Genomic DNA, 19,438 nt, shown 5'->3' on the forward strand with positions numbered 1-19,438 from the left:
GAAGTTTTTTGTGAGTAGGCTTAAATTTATTAAAAGTTTAAATCTACTCACGAAATAGTGTGTTATAAATCCCTTGGATCAGCTATCTTTCCTGCCACTGCTGAAGCTGCTGCTACAGCCGAATTGGCTAAATATACTTCGCTGGTTCTATCACCCATTCTACCGACAAAATTTCTATTTGTGGTACTTACGCATCTTTCGCCAACGCCCAAGATACCCATATATCCGCCCAGACACGCTCCGCATGTAGGATTACTTACGACAGCTCCGGCTTCTACGAAGATATCCATAAGGCCTTCTTTTTGTGCTTGCAGAGCGATTTTTTGTGTTGCCGGTGTGATTATAAGCCTCGTTCTTTTGGCTACTTTTCTGCCTTTTAAAATTTCAGCAGCTATTCTAAGATCGCTTAAGCGACCATTGGTGCAAGAGCCGATAAATGCCTGATCTATTGCTAGATCGTCTTTTACAGCTTCTCTTACGCTCTTGCCGTTGCTTGGCAAAAATGGATATGCGATAACGGGATCTAGATTTGTGGCATCTATTTCTATTGTTTGCTCATATTTTGCGCTGTCATCGGAATGGAAAAATTTTGGCTCGGCACGTAGAGTTTTGTCTTTTAAAAACTCCTTTGTAGTCTCATCTACGGCTATTATTCCGCTCTTTCCACCGGCCTCTATCGCCATATTGCACATAGAAAAGCGCCCATCCATATCAAGGTTATCTATAACTTCTCCGCTAAATTCAAGAGCTTTGTATAATGCTCCGTCTACGCCTATACGGCGGATTATTTCAAGGATTAGGTCTTTACCGTAAACGTGTGTGCCAAGTTTGCCTTTAAAAATCACTTTTATAGTTGGCGGCACTTTAAACCAGTTTTTGCCTGTTATCATTGCGTAGGCTAGATCGGTAGAGCCCATGCCCGTAGAAAATGCTCCAAGCGCACCGTGAGTACAGGTGTGAGAATCCGCTCCGATGATCACATCTCCTGGCACTACAAGACCTTTTTCTGGAAGCAGGGCGTGCTCTATGCCCATATCTTTTTCGTCAAAATAATTTTTTAGATCGTGTTTATAAGCAAATTCTCGTGAAATTTTGGCCTGATTTGCGCTTAAAATATCTTTAGCAGGGATGTAGTGATCCATTACGATACAAAATCCATCTGGATTTGCCAGCTTTTTTGCACCGCTTCTCTCGAATTGTTTGATAGAAATCGGTGTTGTTATGTCGTTACCTATGACCATATCGATCTTTGACTCTATGATCTCTCCAGCTGATACCTCACGTCCTACGTGATCTGAGAAAATTTTTTCAGTGATGGTTTGTTTCATGAAATTCCTTTTAAGCAATCTCTTTAAATTTGGCTAAAGATATTGCATATATTGTTTATTACGCAACTTAAAATTTGCCCGATTTTATCAAAATTTTGCTAATTTTTCGTATAATGATGGCTATGAAATACGCATATTTAAAACAGATTGAAACATATTTGGCTAAATTTAAAAAAATTACAGGCATAAAAAGAGCTTTGGATATGGCTATTTTGATACAGTTTGATTCTAAATTTGCTCTATTTTTTGACCTTAGCAAATCATCTTCTTCTATCTACTCAAATGAGGATTTTATCGCTATAAAAGAATACAAAGCCCCATTTGATATCGCTCTAAAAAAAAGATTTTCAAACTCTAAAATTTTAAGTGTAAAAACTCTTGAAAACAATAGAATTTTAGAATTTGTCTGTGTTCAGGAGGGCTCATATAAGAGTGTTACAAATCGTCTTTTTTTGGAATTTACCGGACGTTTTACAAACGCGATAATAACCGATGAAAATAGCGTTATAATCGAGGCTTTAAGACATATTGAAAATAGTTTAAGGCAAGTAAAGCCAGGCAAAGTTTTAGTCCAGCTTGAACCAATAGAGATAAAGGAAAAAGATGTCGAGAAAATAGGTGACTTTAAGCAGTTTTTCAAGGATGAATTTGATAAGCTTAGCAGTAAAAATTTAGCAAATTTAAAAGATATAAAATCGGCTCAAATTATAAAGAAAATAGAATCTTTAAAAGAGAGCATAGATGCTCTTGAAAGCCCTGATGAACTAGCAAATCAAAGTGAAATTTTGAGTAAAAACGCAACCTTGATATTAGCAAATTTACATAATTTAAAAGACTTTGATAGAGAGTTAAATTTAGTTGATTTTGACGGACAAAGTCTAAAAATTTCTATCCCCGATACGCCAAAAAATAGTGCAAATTTATTTTTTACAAAATCAAAAAGACTAAAACAAAAATCAATCGGCATAATAAATGAGAGGGCAAATTTAGAGGAAAAGTTGAGCTTTTATCAAAATTTACTAAATTTGATACAAAATGCAAAGACATCAAGCGAACTTGAAATTTTATATCCTAAAAAGACTCAATCAAAGCAAAAAGATGACAATAGCGACGGAGTCGAGAGCTTTTTTATAAGTGATTATAAAATCCTGGTGGGCAGAAACGAGAAAGGTAATATATCTCTTTTAAAAAATGCTAAAAAAGATGATATCTGGCTTCATTTAAAAGATATCGCCTCGGCTCACGTTATAATCAAAACGGCAAAAATGTCGCCCAGTGAGGAAGTTTTAAAATTTGCCGCTAAGCTTTGCGTGGAATTTAGCGTAAATGGAGCTGGAAATTACGAAGTGGATTACACAAAAAGGGCAAATGTCAAGATGAATGAGGGCGCTAATGTAAACTATACAGATTTTAAGACGATAGTAGTAGTAAAAGAGTAAAAGGAGATAAAATGCCTGTAACGCCTATCGGAAATACTATTTTTATAAACCAAAATATGAATATCGTCTCAAATAAACAGGCTGAGGTGCAAAATCGCTTCGATTTACAAAATTTAGCTGCAATGACTTTAAATGATGAAAAAAACGAAGAAGTTGTGCAAGTGCGTCCGACCGAGGAGACATACAAGATAGATCCGCAACATCAGCATGAAAAATCTAAAAGCGATCAAGAAGAGAGTGTTTTTGACGATGAGGAGCAAAAAAAATTAAGCGATAAAGAGGCTCAGGATGATGATATAATCGCAGATGAAATTAAAAAGCCTATCTTGGATATTAAAATATAAGCAAATTTTTTATAGAATTCCCATTTAAAGGAAATTCATGAAAACACGTATAATCACAGGAGTTGCATTATTTCTGGCGGTTTTGGCTATTTTTATCATAGATAGCTATCTTTTAAATTTCATAATTTTAGGTATTGTTTTATTCTTTTCATTTATAGAAAGTGAAAAACTTTATGGACTAAGCGAAAAGACTTTGGTCATAATAGCTATGATTTTTTATCTTCTGACCCCATTTTCAAACCCGGTATTTATAGCTATTTTGAGTGTTTTATTAGTGCTTAGCGTATTGGCTCATTTTAAAAGCGAGAGTTTAAAATCAGTCTTGCCTTTTTTATACCCAATGACACCGATATTTCTTATCTGGATGCTCTATTCAGAATATGGCATCGCATATCTTGCCTGGATGATTTTAACAGTCGTTGCCTGCGATAGCGGAGCATACTTTGTAGGTAAATTTTATGGCAAAAGAGCCTTTAGCCCGACCTCTCCAAATAAGACTTGGGAAGGTGTGGCAGGTGGAATATTTGTGGGTTCTTTTTTTGGTACTTGTTTTGGATATTTTGTTACCGAAGATATTTTACATAGTCTGCTTACAAGCCTTTTTGTGGCAGCATTTGGTGTGTGGGGCGATCTTTTTGAGAGCTATCTAAAACGCAAAGCGGACGTTAAAGATAGCGGCGATCTCTTCCCTGGTCACGGAGGCATGCTTGATAGGATAGACGGGTATCTATTTGGCGTAGTTGCGATGCTTTGGATGCTTTCGTGGTAGTCTTAGGCTCAACCGGCTCCATAGGCAAGACTAGCCTAAATTTGGCTGCTAAATTTAATATAGAAGTTGAAGCGCTTAGTTGCAACTCAAACTACGAGCTTTTAAACGAGCAAATTTTAAAATTTAATCCCAAATTTGTCTGCATAAATGATGAAAATTTGGCTAAATTTGTTAAACATAAGCAAGTTTTTGTAGGAGAAAAAGGCATCTTAGATATGCTTGAAGCCTGCAAATCCGATCTTGTGATAAACTCTCTTGTGGGCTTTGCAGGGCTTGCTCCGAGTGTTAAAATTCAAAATTTAGGCAAAAAACTAGCCCTTGCAAATAAAGAAAGTCTTGTCGTAGGCGGTAAATTTTTAGACACAAAAGCGATAAATCCGATAGATAGCGAGCACTTCGGGCTTAAATTTCTGCTTGAAAACAAAACTCCGATTGATAGGCTCATCATAACCGCAAGCGGAGGAGCGTTTTATAAAACGCCTATAAAAGCGCTAAAAAATGTAAAGGCAAAAGACGCGCTGAAGCACCCAAACTGGGACATGGGAGCTAAAATCACGATAGATAGCGCCACAATGGCAAATAAGCTCTTTGAGGTTTTGGAAGCCTTTTGGCTCTTTGGCACGGATAAGATAGACGCGCTGATCGAACCAACGTCGATGATACACGCACTTGTGGCGTTTAAAGACGGCTCAACTAGCGCGCACCTTTCAAAAACGGACATGAGCTTAGCCATAGCGCATGCTATTTTGAATGATGTTGATGGCAATGCTTTAAAAAATAGTAAATTTAATGCAAAAATTACTGATAATTTAGACTTATTAAAGCTCAAAAATATAAAATTTCACAAGATAAATTTGAAAAAATATCCGATTTTCTCGCTTAAAGAGCAGCTTCTTAGTAACCCTGATTTAGGTGTAGTTGTAAATAGAGCCAACGAGAGTTGTGTCTATAAATTTTTAAAAGGCGAGTGCGGATTTTTAGATATTTCAAGGATAACTTTATCTAGCGTTAAGAAATTTCAAGATATTAAAATTTCAAATTTAGATGATGTTTTTGAAGTTGATAGAGAGGTTGAAATTTGGACACAAAAAGAGCTTAGCAAAAGGAATTAAATGGAAAATAGGTATGAGGGATATAAATTTAGACTAAAAGACAGCCTAATAGGCGTTCAGTTTTTGTTTGTCGCTTTTGGCGCGCTCGTTTTGGTGCCGATTTTAACGGGACTTGATACTTCTGTAGCGCTTTTTACTGCCGGTATTGGAACCTTGCTTTTTCAGTTTGTTACACGCAAAAATGTGCCGCCGATCTTTTTGGCTTCTAGTTTCGCTTTTATTGCTCCCATTACTTTTAGTATCGAAAAATGGGGGATTCCTGCCACCATGGGCGGCATAGTGTTCGCAGGATTTTTCTATGTGATTTTAAGTCTTTTGGTTAGATTTAGAGGGGAGTCTTTTTTGCATAAACTGCTTCCTCCTGTAGTCGTTGGGCCAGTGATTGTGACTATAGGACTTATTCTATCGCCTGCGGCTGTTAATATGGCTATGGGCAAGGGAAATGAGGCTATGTATACTCAAAATGAGGCTATGACAGTAGCGTTTATATCATTGATTGCGACTATTTGCGTGATGATGTTTGCCAAAGGGATGTTTAGATTGATTCCGATTTTATTTGGAATTGTCGTGGGATATATCGTATCTTTTTTTATGGGCATGGTAAATTTTACTCCGATTTTTGAATCCGCTTGGTTTAGAATGCCAAATTTCACCGCACCTACGTTTGAATTTGAGCCTATTATTTATATGATTCCTATCGCTATTGCGCCTGCTATCGAGCACATAGGAGATATGCTTGCTATCAGTAATGTTACTAAAGAAAATTTCTTAGAAAACCCTGGTCTTAAAAACACTCTTCTTGGAGATGGGCTTGCCACTAGTCTTGCAGCTTGTTTTGGCGGACCTCCGAACACTACCTACTCTGAAGTTACTGGAGCTGTTAGCATCACTAAAGCTTACAACCCGGCTATTATGACATTTGCTGCGATTACTGCAATACTGCTTGCCTTTGTAGGCAAACTTGGCGCAGTGCTTGCCACTATCCCGACTCCTGTTGTAGGTGGTATTATGCTACTACTTTTTGGTATCATCGCTTCTGTGGGTATTGAGACGCTTATCAAGCATAATGTCGATTTGGCGGAGCTAAGAAATATGATTATCGTAGCGCTTATTTTTGTTTGCGCTATCGGCGGAATGCTGCTTGACTTCGGGCTGGTTAGCTTTTCTGGTGTTGGCCTTGGTGCTGTAGTTGGCATAGTGCTAAATTTGGTGCTGCCTAAAACCAAACATTATGAAGGATTTTAGCGGTGATTTTGGGCATTGAGAGTAGTTGCGACGATAGTTCGGTGGCTCTACTTGATATTAAAAATTTAAAACTCATATACCATAAAAAAATTTCTCAAGACGAGGAGCACTCTAAATTTGGCGGTGTGGTGCCTGAGCTTGCAGCAAGGCTTCATACTGCGGCTTTGCCAAGACTCATTGAGGAAATAAAGCCAAATTTTAATGATATTAAAGCCGTTGCCGTGACAAACGAGCCTGGTCTTACCGTAAGCTTAGTAGGCGGGGTTAGCATGGCAAAGGCGCTAAGCGTGGGGCTAAATGTGCCGCTTATCGGTGTAAACCACTTGATCGGCCATATCTATTCGCTATTTTTAGAAAGCGAGGCGAGATTTCCGCTCGGAGTTATGCTTGTTAGCGGCGGGCATACGATGATACTTAACGTTGATGAAAGGGGCGAGATAAGGCTTATAGCTTCTACTATGGATGATAGCTTTGGTGAGAGCTTTGATAAGGTTGCCAAGATGCTTGATCTTGGCTATCCGGGCGGTGTAGAGGTCGAAAAGGCGGCTAAAAAGGGGCATGATAGGTTTAAATTTACGGTGCCACTCATGAATGATAGCAGACTGGCTTATAGTTTTTCTGGACTTAAAAATCAGGTTAGAGTCGAGATAGAGAGACTAAAAGAGGGCGGAAATTTAAGCGAACAAGACATTAGTGATATCTGCTTTGCATTTGAAAATGCGGCTTGTAAGCACATTATGAACAAGCTTGAAAAGGTCTTTAATGAGCGCAAATTTAAGCGTTTTGGAGTGGTTGGCGGAGCGAGCGCAAATTTAAATTTACGCTCGCGAATTGAAAAACTATGTGCTAAATTTGAGTGTGAGCTTTTACTAACTCCTCTTAAATTTTGCTCGGATAATGCTGCCATGATAGCTAGAGCAGGGCGTGAAAAATACCTGAAAAAAGAGTTTGTGAAATTTAACGATCTAAAGATAAATCCGCGTGTTAAATTTGATGAGGCTTAATAAACTCGCACGGCTTTTGGTTTGGTTAAATTTGCTTTTTTATAAAAGCTAAAATCTCATCTTTTTTGTCTAAAAACTCTTTTGAAATGACTACAAATTCATTGCTTTTTAAATTTGAGGTTTGATAAAGCGGTGGATTTTGCGTTTTTAGATCTATAATCACTGCGCCCGCTTCGCTAGCTATAACTTCGCCTGCTGCATTATCCCAGATAGAACTTGGGCTAAATCTAGCGTAAATTTCAGCCGTGCCCTCAGCGATTTTGCAAAATTTGATAGCCGAGCTTAAGCGAAGAGGTTCTAAATTTAGCTTTTGGCTAAGTAGAAGCGGGATTTGATTTTTGCCGTATCTGCTTATGGCTATTCGTTTTTGGGTTTTGTTTGCCAAATTTTGCTTTGAAAATGAAACGATGTTATCTTGAATAGGGCTAAAATTTTCAAGTTTTTCATAGTGAGTGCCAAGATCTTTTGCTGCAAAATAAATTTCATTTGAGATAGGCACGTAAATCACTCCAAGAATAGGGCGATAGTTTTGAATAAGTGCGATACATACGCAAAATTCGCCAATTCCGCTTATAAAATCATTTGTGCCGTCAAGCGGATCAATAAGCCAAAATTCGCTTGCATTTTCATCTAAAATTTTCTCTTCCGAGCAGATCGGTAAGCCGCTTTTGCTTAAAATTTCAAAAATTTTATCGTTTGAGGCTAAGTCCGCTTGGGTTACAGGCGATTTGTCCGGCTTTATGTAAATTTCGTAAGCGCGCGCCTCATCTTTTTTGCTAATAGGCATTAAAATTTCGCTACTTTGATAAAATTTCAAAATCTCTTTTCCACCCTCAAAGGCGGCACTTTTGGCTAACTCAAGTAAAAAATTTAAATCTTTCATTTTGCTCTTAATTTTTTATTTTTTGGTGGCTAAATATGGCATAGCCACCAAATTTATGCATTTTATCTAGGTGTTCTATCTTTTTGACCTACATAAAGCTGTCTAGGACGAACGATCTTAATCGTATCTTGCTCTTTTAGCTCTATCCACTGGCTTATCCAGCCCGGTGTGCGCCCGATCACAAAGATAACGGCAAACATGTCATTTGGAATCGATAGCGCTTTTAGGATAAGACCTGAGTAAAAATCCACGTTCGGATAAAGATTGCGCGAGATGAAATAATCATCTTGAAGCGCGATCTCTTCGATCTTTTTGGCGATTTTTAAAAGCTCGGTATTGATACCGATCTCATCAAACAGCTGATCGCACATCTTTTTAAGCACTCTTGCGCGCGGGTCGAAATTTTTATAGACGCGGTGACCAAAGCCCATGAGTCTAAACGGATCGTTTTTGTCTTTTGCGCGAGCGATGTATTTTTCTACGTTTGCGACCGAGCCTATCTCCTCAAGCTGGCGTATGACGCCTTCGTTTGCTCCGCCGTGCGCCCAGCCCCAAAGCGCTCCGATACCTGCTGATATGCAAGCGTAAGGGTGGGCGTGAGTTGAGCCAACCGTGCGAACGGTCGTGGTTGAAGCGTTTTGCTCGTGATCGGCATGCAGCATAAATACAGTATCAAGCGCCTTTACTTCGATAGGTTTTAGATCCACATGCTCATATGGATAGCTTCTCATCATGTAGAGGAAATTTTCCGTAAAGCCGCGGTCTAAATTTGGATAAATGATCGGAAGTCCGCGAGAGTAGCGGTAGCTAAATGCCGCTATGGTAGGGATTTTGGCGATTATGCGCATAGCCATTTCGTGGTATTCTTCTGGTTTATCCATGTTAAGATGGTCAAAATAAAACGCACTAAGCGCAGAAACGCTAGCTTGCAAGATCGCCATAGGGTGAGCCTTGCTAGGAAAAGCGTCAAAAATTTTAAGCATGCCTTCGTGTATAAACGAGCGCTTTTTAAGCTCAAGCCTAAAGTCGTCATACTCTTTTTCGTTTGGAAGCTCTTTATTTAAAAGCAAGTAAGCAACATCTAAAAATGTCTTGTTCTCGGCAAGATATGCTATATCGTATCCGCGGTGCATAAGCTCGCCTTTAAGTCCATCTATGTAGGTGATAGATGAGCGACACATCGCGGTTGAGGTGTATCCGCGGTCAAAAGTAAACATGCCCGTATCTGTAAAAAATGTCGATATATCAATGACATCTGGCCCCATTGTGCCTTGTAAAATCGGAAATTCGTAACTCTTGCCGTTTCTGTTGTCGGTAAGTGTGACTGTATTTGACATCTTGGCTCCTTTGGTTTACGTTTTTAAACTTTTATTTTTATAACCCATAATAATTTTTATACCTATGGTGACTATTATAGCCTGAGTTAGGCTTGCTAGTATGAAAGAGAAATAAAAATTTTCGCTGATATTGTTTGACTTGTGCGCTATAGTAGCAACGGCTATAAGAAGAGTTAGCGGCATAGAGTGAGATAGTGCATAAAGTATCATTTGTTTAAAGCCTAAGATATTTAAAAATACAAAGCTAGAAATGATCCTAAATCCTATCATTACTCCCACTATCAAAGCCGCATCTTTTACCACTCCATCTATCATAAAGGCATTTAATTTAAACGTAGATCCGATGTATACGAAGAATGTAGGTACTAAAAAGCCAAAACCAAAGCTCGCAAGCTTGTGAGGCAGGTCTTTTTTGTGATCAAAAAACGATGCGATAAAGGTTCCTGCGACAAATGCGCCAAACGCTATCTCTAAATTTAGATAGAGCATCAAAGCGATTATGCTGAAAAATAGTGCCATACAGAGCCTAATATCTCTTTCTGAGTTATCGTAATACGGCATTAAGATCACTTTAAGTTGAGGATACCACCAGAATAGAACATTTAAAATTTTAAATCCTATCATACTAAATATTAAAAATCCTACTAAATATATGATAGAAAATAGTAGCTCACTACCTGCTCCAAATTTCATATAAGCACCCACAAATGTAAGCAAGATGATGCTAATAACCTCTCCTATGGAGGCTATTAGCATGCCTATATTTAGCCACTCTTCTTCTCTGCCGTACTCTTTAAAGAGTGTAAATATCATGCCGACTGCCATAATAGGGATAATTAAAATAAACAATCTGTTTAAATCAAATCCAAAGGTAAGAAGTGCCGAGAGCAGATATAATATCAAAATATAGACAATTCCGGCTTTTAAAATTTTTTTGTCGATAGTAAAAAAGAGCCTAAGATCGACTTCTGTGCCCGCAAGAAACATAAGATAAAAAAATCCTACCTCACTAACTATATGAAAGATGTCGTTATATCCTATTAGTCCTAGATAACCTGCTATAGAGCCTAAAATAATCTCAATAGGAGCGATTGGAATTCTTAGAATTTTTGAAAAATATGGTGATGTAAATATGATAAATGCTAAAACAATAAGTATGCTAAGTCCGCTTGCTCCGTCTGTTTGCAAAACCAAATCACCTTGTATTTAAATATTAAGCTTAAAAAACAAAAATTATATCTTAAGGTCGGTTATGTTTTTATTAATAGGCCGAACTTAAATTTGATGGTTTTAAGTTCGGCTTTTGACTTATTGAAAGAAATTTCAGTGGCAGATTGAGGCGAATTCAAACCCTCTTTTTTTAAGCTCTTCTATGTCGCGACTTGCTATTTCACCCTTAGTTGTTAGATAGTCTCCTATGACTAAAGCCTCAGCACCATGATCAAAGACCTCGTATTGTCTATCACCTAAAATTTTCTCCCTTCCGCCAGCTATCATTATGCGAGTATTAGGCAGAGCTTCTTTGGTATCTCGTACTATTTTTAAGGCTTCTTGCACGCTTAGCATAGGTTGCTTTATTGGTAGGGCGGGGTGTGGGATAAAGAAATTTATAGGGCTTGAAAATGGCTCAAGCTCTTTTAGGCTGTTTCTAAAGCTAATTCTATCCTCGTTACTCTCTCCAAGTCCGTAAATTCCGCCCGTGCAAAGCATAAGACCGGCTCTTTTTGCATTTAAATTTGTTTGAAATCTATCATCCCAGCTGTGAGTCGTGCAAATTTTAGGAAAAAATTCGCGAGATGTTTCTAAGTTGTGGTTGTAGCTAAAAACTCCTGCATCTTTTATCTCTTTTAACGCCTCGTAGCTAGCTTCTCCGTTGCAAGCTATAATCATTAGTCCTGGAATCTCTTTTTTAATTTGTCTTGCCGTGCGAGCTATAAATTCGACCTTTTTTCCTTCAAGCTTGCCAAGTCCTCTGCCTGATGTGACCAGACAAAATCCTAACGCATGATTTTTGGCGGCCATTTTTGCCTCGGCGACTACCTGCTCCGTAGATTTTAATGAGTAAATTTCTATGTCGGTTTTTATTTTAGCACTTTGCGTGCAGTAGCCGCAATCCTCTGAACAGTTTCCAGAGCTAACGGAGCAAATAGCGCATAACATTATTGTTTTCATATTTTATTCCTCGTAAATAAGGGATTTTAGTTTAAAATAGCCAGCAATTATACAAAATCAAATTTAAACCGGCTTTGAATTGAAGATATAACTTTAGCCCAAATTTACTTCAACCTCATTAAATTTTTCATCTTGAGGAGTTTTTATAAATTTAAAAACTTGGAAATTTTTATCTTGACAGCAAAGTAGGGCAAAAGTGAAATTCCCATATTTACGTCCGCAAATCTCGCCCGGATTTATGAAAAGAGAATCATTGTTTAATACCGCCGTAAAACTATGAGTGTGCCCAAAGACGATTATATCGGCATTTGCAGATAGAAATTTAGGATGGTGCATGAGCTTGATTGTTAGATTTTCAAATTTAAATATATGAGGTTCGTTAAATAGTTCGAATTCCTCTTTAAATTTAGCCAAATGGTAGTCGTTGTTACCCAAAACCGCTGCATAAGGCAAATTTGAGTTTTTTAGATCCTTTAGCGTCTCAAGCTCAACGATATCTCCGGCATGAAGGATCAAATTTGCTTCGCTTTCTTTTAATATCTCAATCGCTTCACGTGCGATTTCCGATCTAAAATGAGTATCGCTTATTAGACCTATTTTTACCATTTTATCCCCTTGTTAATAGCTTTAGCTAAAACGTTTTAAAGGTGGATAGAATGGAGTTAGCCCTCTATCTGCACCTTTTGCTTACACTTAGTGCACTCGTGAAATGTTCCTTTTTTTAGCTCTTTTTTGATCATATCTCCGCCACACTCAACGCATTTATCGGCTACCGGTTCGTAGTTTGAGACGAAATTGCATTTAGGATAGTTAGAGCATCCATAAAATTTCCCTCGCCTGCTTATTCTCTCTACGATATCGCCTCCGCATTTTGGACATGGCACATCTATCTTTTTTAGCTCTTTTTTTGGCTTTGGCGTATCTTGGCTCTGTGCGCCCAAGTCCTCTTTTTCGTTTATAATGTTGCGCGAATATTTGCATTTTGGGAAATTTCCACATGCTATGAACTCGCCAAACCTTCCCTTTCTCATAAGTAGCTCGCCACCGCATTCAGGGCATTTTTCTCCGATTGGGGTTGCTACTTTTTGGCTCTTTATTCTGGTTTTTCCTGCTGAAATTTTTTCCATAAACGGATAGTAAAATTCGCTTAAAAGCTTTTGCCAATCAAATTGACTCTCTGCTACCTTATCAAGTTTTTCTTCCATAACCGAGGTAAATTCGCTATCTACTATATCGCTAAAGTGCTCTTCAAGCACGCCCATCATAGTAAATGCGATTTCATTTGGTATTAGTTGTTTTTTCTCGATTTTTACATAATCTCTTGATGTTAGCAACGAAATTGTCGGCGCATAGGTGCTTGGGCGTCCGATTCCAAGGCTTTCAAGCTTTTTGACAAGTCCGGCTTCAGAGTAGCGGCTTGGCGGCTCGGTAAAGTGCTGGCTGCTTGATATACTTTGCAAGCTCATTTCATCGCCGATATTTAAATTTGGCAAAATTTTATCCTTGTCCATGTCGCCATAAGCTTTATAAAATCCGTCAAATAGCACCTTTCGTCCGCTTATTTTAAATTCGCCTTTGCTTCCTTCTACAAAGACATTTTGTGTTTGGCTAACACTTGCGCTCATTTGACATGCCAAAAAGCGGTTATATATTAGAGTATAAAGCTTAAGCGCATCTTTTTCTAAAAATTTAGCTGCTATCTCAGGCGTAAAGCTTAAATTTGTAGGGCGTATCGCCTCGTGAGCCTCTTGAGCTCCTTTGCTTTTGGTTGTATAAATTTTAGCCTTGCTTGGCAGGTATTTCTCTCCGTATTCGCTTTTGATGATCTCGCGTGCGGCTTCAACGGCTTCTTTTGCGAGATTTAAGCTGTCTGTTCTCATGTAAGTAATCGCACCCATAAAGCCTTCGTGAGTCTCTACGCCCTCGTATAAATTTTGAGCTATCATCATGGTTTTTTTAGGGCTAAAGCCAAGGCGATTACTTGCGCTTTGCTGAAGTGTTGAGGTCATAAATGGCGGGCTTGGCTCGGTTTTGCGCTCTTTGCTTTCGATTTCGCGAATTTTAAATTTGTCGTTTTTTAAAATTTCTACTATGTATTTTGCTCTATCTGGATTGGTTATTGTTAGTTTTTCTATCTTTTGAGTTTCAAATTTTATTAGCTCGGCTTCTAAATCTTTTTTAAATTTCGTATCAATCGTATAGTATTCTATAGGTTTAAACGCCTGAATTTCACGCTCGCGATCAACTATGATTTTTAAAGCCGCGCTTTGAACTCTGCCTGCACTTAGGCCCTTTTGTATCTTTAGATTTAAAAGCGGAGATAGTTTATAGCCTACTATGCGATCAAGTAGACGACGAGCTTGCTGGGCATTTACGCTATCCATATTTATTGTGCGAGGATTTTTAAGCGCAGCATCGATAGCGCTCTTTGTTATCTCGTGAAAGACTATTCTAGGCAAGCTTTCTGGCTTTTTGCCTATTGCCATTGCGATATGATATGCTATCGCCTCTCCCTCTCTGTCCTCATCGGTAGCCAGATAGACCTGATCGGCGCTCTTGGCAAGCTCTTTTATCTCTTTTACTATTTTTGAATGATCTGCGCTTACCTTATATTCTGGTGTAAATTTTTCATCATCTATTTTTATGCCAAAAGTAGTCTTTGGCAGATCTCTAATATGCCCTTTGCTAGCGATGACATCGTAGTCTTTGCCTAAAAAATTTTTTATCGTCTTTGCCTTGGCGGGCGACTCTACGATGATTAAGTTTTTCATCAATATATACCTTTTGAAAATTTTGAAGTAATTGTATCAAAAAAAATATACAAAAATAAAATTTAAATTTTTCTCTCAAACACTATAAACTTTTTTTAAAAACGCACGATATAGTTTTTGTGCGACAAGATGTCGTAACTAAAAATTAAAAGGATTTAAAATGAGTTTTCGTATTAACACTAACGTAAACGCTCTTAACACACATGCAAACGCAGTCGGTAACAATAGAATGTTATCTAACTCTCTTGGTAGATTAAGCTCAGGCTTAAGAATCCAAACAGCAGCAGACGATGCTTCGGGTCTTGCTATCGCAGATAGCCTTAGAGCGCAAGCAAGTTCTCTAGGTCAAGCTATAGCAAACGGAAATGATGCTATCGGTATTATCCAAGTTGCAGATAAGGCTATGGATGAGCAGCTAAAAATTCTTGAAACTATTAAGGTTAAAGCTACTCAAGCTGCTCAAGATGGTCAAACACGCCAGTCTCGCCAAGCTTTGCAAGCCGATATTGTTCGTCTTATGGAGGAACTTGATAATATCGGTAATACGACTTCATTTAACGGTCAGCAACTACTTAACGGAACATTCTCTAATAAAGAGTTTCAAATCGGTGCTTACTCAAACCAAGTTGTTAAGGCTAGTATTGGTGCTACAACATCAGACAAGATAGGACTAACAAGATTTGAGAGTTCTAAACTTTTAACCGCTGCTTTTGCGGGTGCTATCGTAAGTCTTACATTCCTTAATGTGGATGGTGTCAATAACGTAAAGATAGCTACCACTAAAATATCTACAAGTATGGGAACAGGAGTAGGTGCACTGGCTGAAAATATCAATAAAGTTTCAGATAAAACAGGTATTAGGGCTACATTTGATACTACTTGGATAGCAAGTGGTGCTATAAGCGGTGGTCTAATTAAAAGTTTTGCAATTAACGGTGTAAAGATAGGCGATCTTGAAGTTAAAGCAGGCGATAGTAATGGAGCTCTTGTAAATGCAATAAATGCCCTAAAAGATCAAACAGGAGTAGAAGCGTCAGTGGATACTCAAGGAAGAATGGTATTAACTAGCCGTGATGGACGTGCTATACGTATTTCTGGTAGCAATATAAGTGCAGGATTGGGAGGAAAGAGAGGTTTAACAAGCGGCTTGTTTGTAGGGCGTTTAAATTTAGTTCGCCTTGACGGACGCGACATTAAAGTAAGTGCTGGTAAAGCAGGTCTTGCGCTATCTGCAGCATTTAGTAAAACAGGCGCTAGCCATGGTGGAAATCAGCAATCAGTATCTTTAAGAGATATAAGAGGGCAACTAGATAAAAATATAGCTGCCGCTATGGGATTCCAAAGAATGAGTAACGGAGTTATGACATCTAATCAAGCAGCAGGTGTTATGACGCTAAGAGGAGCTATGGCTGTAATGGATATAGCGGAGTCGGCTCAGCGCACACTTGACTTTATTAGAAGTGACCTTGGTTCTGTTCAAAATCAGCTAATAGCAACAGTAAATAACATAACAGTTACTCAGGTAAACGTAAAATCAGCAGAGTCTCAAATAAGAGATGTTGATTTTGCAGCTGAATCAGCTAACTTCTCTAAATTTAACATTTTAGCCCAATCAGGAAGTTATGCAATGAGTCAAGCTAACGCTGTTCAACAAAACGTTCTTAGATTGCTTCAGTAATCTAAGATAAGTTTCCTTGAAAATGTTTTAAGACTACTTCAGTAGTATTAAAAAATTTCTACGCGAAGCAGGATTTTATTAAAATCCTGCGAAGCTGGAAAAATGTTCTGGATTTATTCAGTAATCTAAAATATCCATCCTTAAGCTTTTAGGCTTAAGGCTTCCTCAAAATGTGTTAAGTTGCTTAGTTGTTAAAACTCAAAATTTTAAGCCTAATTAATTAGGCTTAAAATTTATATTATCTTCTAAATTTAAATTTTTCTTTACTATGACCTAAATCCGATTTATCTATAAGACCACGTTCTTTTAATTCTTTTATTAGATTTTTTGAAGCATTTTTTGTTGTTTCAATTTCGGCATTTAGTCCACCTGCAACTGAAAATAACCAATACTTATGATGCTCTACCCAGTTTGCCAGTTTTTTTGTCTTCTCTAATGCGGTATCACTTTTAGCAACTGAAATCTTTGCAAATTCAAGCTCTTGATAGTAGATGGAAATTTGGACGATTGTCTCTATATATTTTTTATATTTAGCCGACGACATAAAGTCTTTAACCTTATCTATTTTATTTGAAATTTTCAGAATTTTTGTGAAGAGTTTTTCTGTGATTTTATTCTCATTCTTGAGGTTTATTATCTCATCTATTTTTGGAACTACTTCTAAAAATACTTTTTCAACTTTTTCTTTGACTAGTTGCTGTATTTCTATCTTTTTTTGTATAAATTTATAAGCTTTTAGCAGATCTTTGTCAGCTCTTTTTTGGCTTACTTTATTTATATTTGGTAAATTCTTGAGGTTTTTATCTTTGCAAAGCTCTTGCATAGTCTCTAAAAATGGCTTTTCTATACTTCCGTTTATTCTAGCTCCACCTTCAGTGCAGTTATATGTAGTGATTTCTTCTTTGCCTGCATCCTCTATATCTTTTTCGTATTGATTTTTAAAGAGTTTCCATACATAAGTTGTTTTTACCTCGCCTTCTCCACCGTAAGCTGTAGTGTATAAGGATTCGTCTTGTTGAGTGAAAGCATGACCTGTAGCGTGAGATTTACCGTCAGGAGAAAACGCCAAATCTTGCCCTATTAATACTATATTTTTATGTCCCAAAGCATAAGCTAGTTGATATGCTTGGTTTGCCGTACTGTGCCCGATACCTAAATATCCATAATCTTTCATATCAAATACTAGCTCGCTTTGCTGTGGACGCATAGTAAGGACTAGTTTCCTAGAAGGCAAGATGTTTTTAATTGTTTGTTCGTGTGTAAGTGATGCCACGATAAAGTGAATATTTTCATCAAACTTACCATATCTTTTTTTAAAGAAACTTGATGTGGCCTTAACTCTTTCAATAGATGTTACATAATCTGGTTTTATACCATGCTTGGCAAGTATAGGATAAGAAGCGTCAACGCTGATTACACTAACGTAAGGAGCAAATTTTTTCAGTGTAGAAAGTTGCTTGTCTAGACTTGGGCCGGTAGCTACAATTATTGCAGTGTCCATAATCTTATGTCTTTTTCTAACTAAATCCGCATAAGCGTAGTTGGTTATCATGGCCGGTAAATTTTTTATATGCTGATCTATTCCTTGAAGCATATCATCAATACTATTGCCGTGTGATACTACCATTTGAGATATAGCTCTAGTAAAATCTTGGTTTATCTTTTGATAATCTTCACTAAACTGATCGTAAAAAGGTGTGTGAATATGTAAGTTATAAATCTTGGCATAAGATTTAAATTCATTTTTTGATACTAAGAAATAAAATTGTGCGTATGTTGTAAATTCTGAGTAAAATAAAACCAGTCTTTCACTAGCAAGTTCTTTCGACAGATCAACTAAGTTTAAAACTATATATATTATTTCTATGCTTGGCTCTACCACTATTATTTTTTGATGAGTTTCGTTTGTTAAAAGGGCTTTATATAATATGCTGTTGCCGAGTCCATAAAAATACATAATTGGGTATCTTTTGTATTTATCTTCTATCTCATCTAATGTTTTTTCTATGTCTTTTACTGGATTTTCGTATACATATCGTAAAGTTTTATTATTTATGATATTTATATCTATCGGGTCTTTGCCTATAAATACCTCATAATCTCCCTGGTCGTCCATTCCAAAAAGCTTAGCGGCTAAAATTTCATCTTGCTGAAATAAGGCTTGAAGGTTTTTCTTAAATATAATATTTTGTATATTTTTACTACTTTCTTGATAGATATTCTGTTTGTCTGTTTTTTTGGATTTGTTTTTTACGTTTAAGTCTTTTAGATTTAGTTCTTGCTCTAATTTTTTAGCCATTTTTGTCTCCTTTTAATAGTCGTCTTTAGTAATCTTGTTAGCAAATTCTATACCTCTTTTAGCTATTTTGCCTAAAATTTCTTTTTTAAATTTGGGATGAAGCCCGTATCCTGGACGAACGCTTCTTATATTTTCTTCAGTAAATTTTTCTCCAACTTTTATATCTTTGCTTGCATAAAGCGAGCGAGCAAAATTACGGCTTTCACCACCTGAGATAAACTGCTTTTTGCCAAGCAAGGCTTCAGCATCTCGCACTGCTTTTACCATCTGCGCAAATTCGGTCTCATCAAGCGAAAAAGCATCATCTACGCTTTTTATATCTTTATTTAGTATGAAATGCTTTTCGATTATGCGTGCACCTAAACTCACTGCGACGATAGGAGCAACGATGCCTAAAGTATGATCGCTAAAGCCGATTTCCACGCTAAATTCATCTTTTATGGTAGGTATATTTAGTAAATTCATCTCATTTAATGGCGCGGGATAGCTTGAAGTGCATTTTAAAAGAGCGATTTCGTTATTGCCTGCATTTTTGCAAATTTTAACGATATCCGAAATCTCTTCGTGAGTTACGATGCCTGTTGATATGATGATCGGTCTATTTTTCTTCGCGACATACTCTACAAAATCATAATCAATCGCTTCAAAACTTGCGATCTTGTAAGCTGGCGGATTAAACTGCTCTAAAAACTCCACGTCATCTTTACAAAATGGGCTTGAAAAGCAGATTAATCCCTCGTTGCTAGCCACATCAAAAAGCTCCTTATGCCACTCTCTAGGAGTCATTGCCTGCTCGTAAAGCTCGTATAAATTTCGCCCGTCCCAAAGCCCGCCGCGTATCATAAAATCCTCTTTCTGAGAATTTAGCGTAAGGCTATCGGCAGTATATGTTTGTAATTTTATCGCGTCGGCTCCGGCGCGCTTGGCTGCTTTTATGGTTTGAATCGCTGTCTCTAAGCTTCCTGAGTGGTTGGCTGAGAGTTCGGCGATGATAAATACGTTTTTATTTGTATCAAAATTTTCTATTTTCATACTCTTTTTACCTCTAAATTTGCTC

16 protein-coding genes are annotated in these 19,438 nt (G+C 37.4%); 7 read left to right on the top strand and 9 right to left on the bottom strand.

What is annotated here, in order from left to right:
• Window positions 1-62: 62 nt before the first annotated feature.
• Entirely contained in the window at window positions 63-1,328 is a 1,266-nt protein-coding gene (leuC, locus tag CDOMC_RS00735) for a 3-isopropylmalate dehydratase large subunit (protein ID WP_172127059.1), read from the bottom strand.
• Window positions 1,329-1,450: 122 nt separating this feature from the next.
• Between leuC and CDOMC_RS00740 the strand changes: the two genes are divergently transcribed.
• The 6 genes from CDOMC_RS00740 to tsaD are packed head-to-tail and all read left to right on the top strand — an operon-like array spanning window position 1,451 to window position 7,241.
• The gene (locus tag CDOMC_RS00740) at window positions 1,451-2,767 is read left to right on the top strand and encodes an NFACT RNA binding domain-containing protein (RefSeq protein ID WP_172127061.1); all 1,317 of its coding nucleotides are present in this window, start codon (window positions 1,451-1,453) and stop codon (window positions 2,765-2,767) included.
• Between the two features lie 11 nt (window positions 2,768-2,778).
• Entirely contained in the window at window positions 2,779-3,111 is a 333-nt protein-coding gene (locus CDOMC_RS00745; protein WP_172127063.1) for a hypothetical protein, read from the top strand.
• 37 nt (window positions 3,112-3,148) lie between these two features.
• On the top strand, window positions 3,149-3,880 hold the full coding sequence (locus CDOMC_RS00750) for a phosphatidate cytidylyltransferase (RefSeq protein WP_172127065.1): 732 nt from the start codon (window positions 3,149-3,151) through the stop codon (window positions 3,878-3,880).
• Window positions 3,874-4,992 (top strand): 1-deoxy-D-xylulose-5-phosphate reductoisomerase, encoded by a 1,119-nt coding sequence (dxr, locus tag CDOMC_RS00755; protein ID WP_172127067.1) that lies wholly within the window; start codon window positions 3,874-3,876, stop codon window positions 4,990-4,992. Before CDOMC_RS00750 ends, dxr begins: the two co-directional genes overlap by 7 nt.
• A complete protein-coding gene (locus tag CDOMC_RS00760; protein WP_172127069.1) occupies window positions 4,993-6,237 on the top strand; it encodes a uracil-xanthine permease family protein in 1,245 nt (414 codons plus the stop codon). It begins immediately after the preceding gene.
• A 2-nt stretch (window positions 6,238-6,239) separates the two neighbouring features.
• Entirely contained in the window at window positions 6,240-7,241 is a 1,002-nt protein-coding gene (tsaD, locus tag CDOMC_RS00765; protein ID WP_172127071.1) for a tRNA (adenosine(37)-N6)-threonylcarbamoyltransferase complex transferase subunit TsaD, read from the top strand.
• A gap of 25 nt (window positions 7,242-7,266) precedes the next feature.
• On the opposite strand, the gene CDOMC_RS00770 is transcribed toward tsaD, so the two are convergent.
• From CDOMC_RS00770 to topA, 6 genes are all read right to left on the bottom strand, one after another.
• Complete coding sequence (locus tag CDOMC_RS00770) at window positions 7,267-8,124, bottom strand: 3'(2'),5'-bisphosphate nucleotidase CysQ family protein (protein ID WP_172127073.1); 858 nt, start codon at window positions 8,122-8,124, stop codon at window positions 7,267-7,269.
• A 62-nt stretch (window positions 8,125-8,186) separates the two neighbouring features.
• A complete protein-coding gene (locus tag CDOMC_RS00775; protein WP_172127085.1) occupies window positions 8,187-9,461 on the bottom strand; it encodes a citrate synthase in 1,275 nt (424 codons plus the stop codon).
• Window positions 9,462-9,476: 15 nt separating this feature from the next.
• Window positions 9,477-10,649, bottom strand: coding sequence for a cation:proton antiporter (locus CDOMC_RS00780; protein WP_172127087.1), 1,173 nt, complete (start codon window positions 10,647-10,649; stop codon window positions 9,477-9,479).
• A gap of 135 nt (window positions 10,650-10,784) precedes the next feature.
• Window positions 10,785-11,633: a biotin synthase gene (locus CDOMC_RS00785; RefSeq protein WP_170000824.1), complete on the bottom strand. Its 849-nt coding sequence runs from the start codon at window positions 11,631-11,633 to the stop codon at window positions 10,785-10,787.
• Between the two features lie 93 nt (window positions 11,634-11,726).
• The gene (locus CDOMC_RS00790; protein WP_172127089.1) at window positions 11,727-12,239 is read right to left on the bottom strand and encodes a YfcE family phosphodiesterase; all 513 of its coding nucleotides are present in this window, start codon (window positions 12,237-12,239) and stop codon (window positions 11,727-11,729) included.
• Between the two features lie 56 nt (window positions 12,240-12,295).
• Complete coding sequence (gene topA, locus CDOMC_RS00795; RefSeq protein ID WP_172127091.1) at window positions 12,296-14,407, bottom strand: type I DNA topoisomerase; 2,112 nt, start codon at window positions 14,405-14,407, stop codon at window positions 12,296-12,298.
• Window positions 14,408-14,564: 157 nt separating this feature from the next.
• Here topA and CDOMC_RS00800 point away from each other — a divergent pair, with 157 nt between their 5' ends.
• On the top strand, window positions 14,565-16,082 hold the full coding sequence (locus tag CDOMC_RS00800; protein ID WP_169975478.1) for a flagellin B: 1,518 nt from the start codon (window positions 14,565-14,567) through the stop codon (window positions 16,080-16,082).
• A gap of 238 nt (window positions 16,083-16,320) precedes the next feature.
• On the opposite strand, the gene CDOMC_RS00805 is transcribed toward CDOMC_RS00800, so the two are convergent.
• Together CDOMC_RS00805 and pseI are read right to left on the bottom strand one after the other, a co-directional pair.
• Window positions 16,321-18,381, bottom strand: a complete 2,061-nt coding sequence (locus CDOMC_RS00805) for a motility associated factor glycosyltransferase family protein (protein ID WP_169975480.1) — start codon at window positions 18,379-18,381, stop codon at window positions 16,321-16,323.
• A gap of 12 nt (window positions 18,382-18,393) precedes the next feature.
• Window positions 18,394-19,413 (bottom strand): pseudaminic acid synthase, encoded by a 1,020-nt coding sequence (gene pseI / locus CDOMC_RS00810; RefSeq protein WP_169975482.1) that lies wholly within the window; start codon window positions 19,411-19,413, stop codon window positions 18,394-18,396.
• Between the last annotated feature and the right edge of the window lie 25 nt (window positions 19,414-19,438).

Origin of the sequence: Campylobacter sp. RM16192, from assembly GCF_004803855.2 — a bacterium.
Classification (GTDB): Bacteria; Campylobacterota; Campylobacteria; order Campylobacterales; family Campylobacteraceae; genus Campylobacter_A.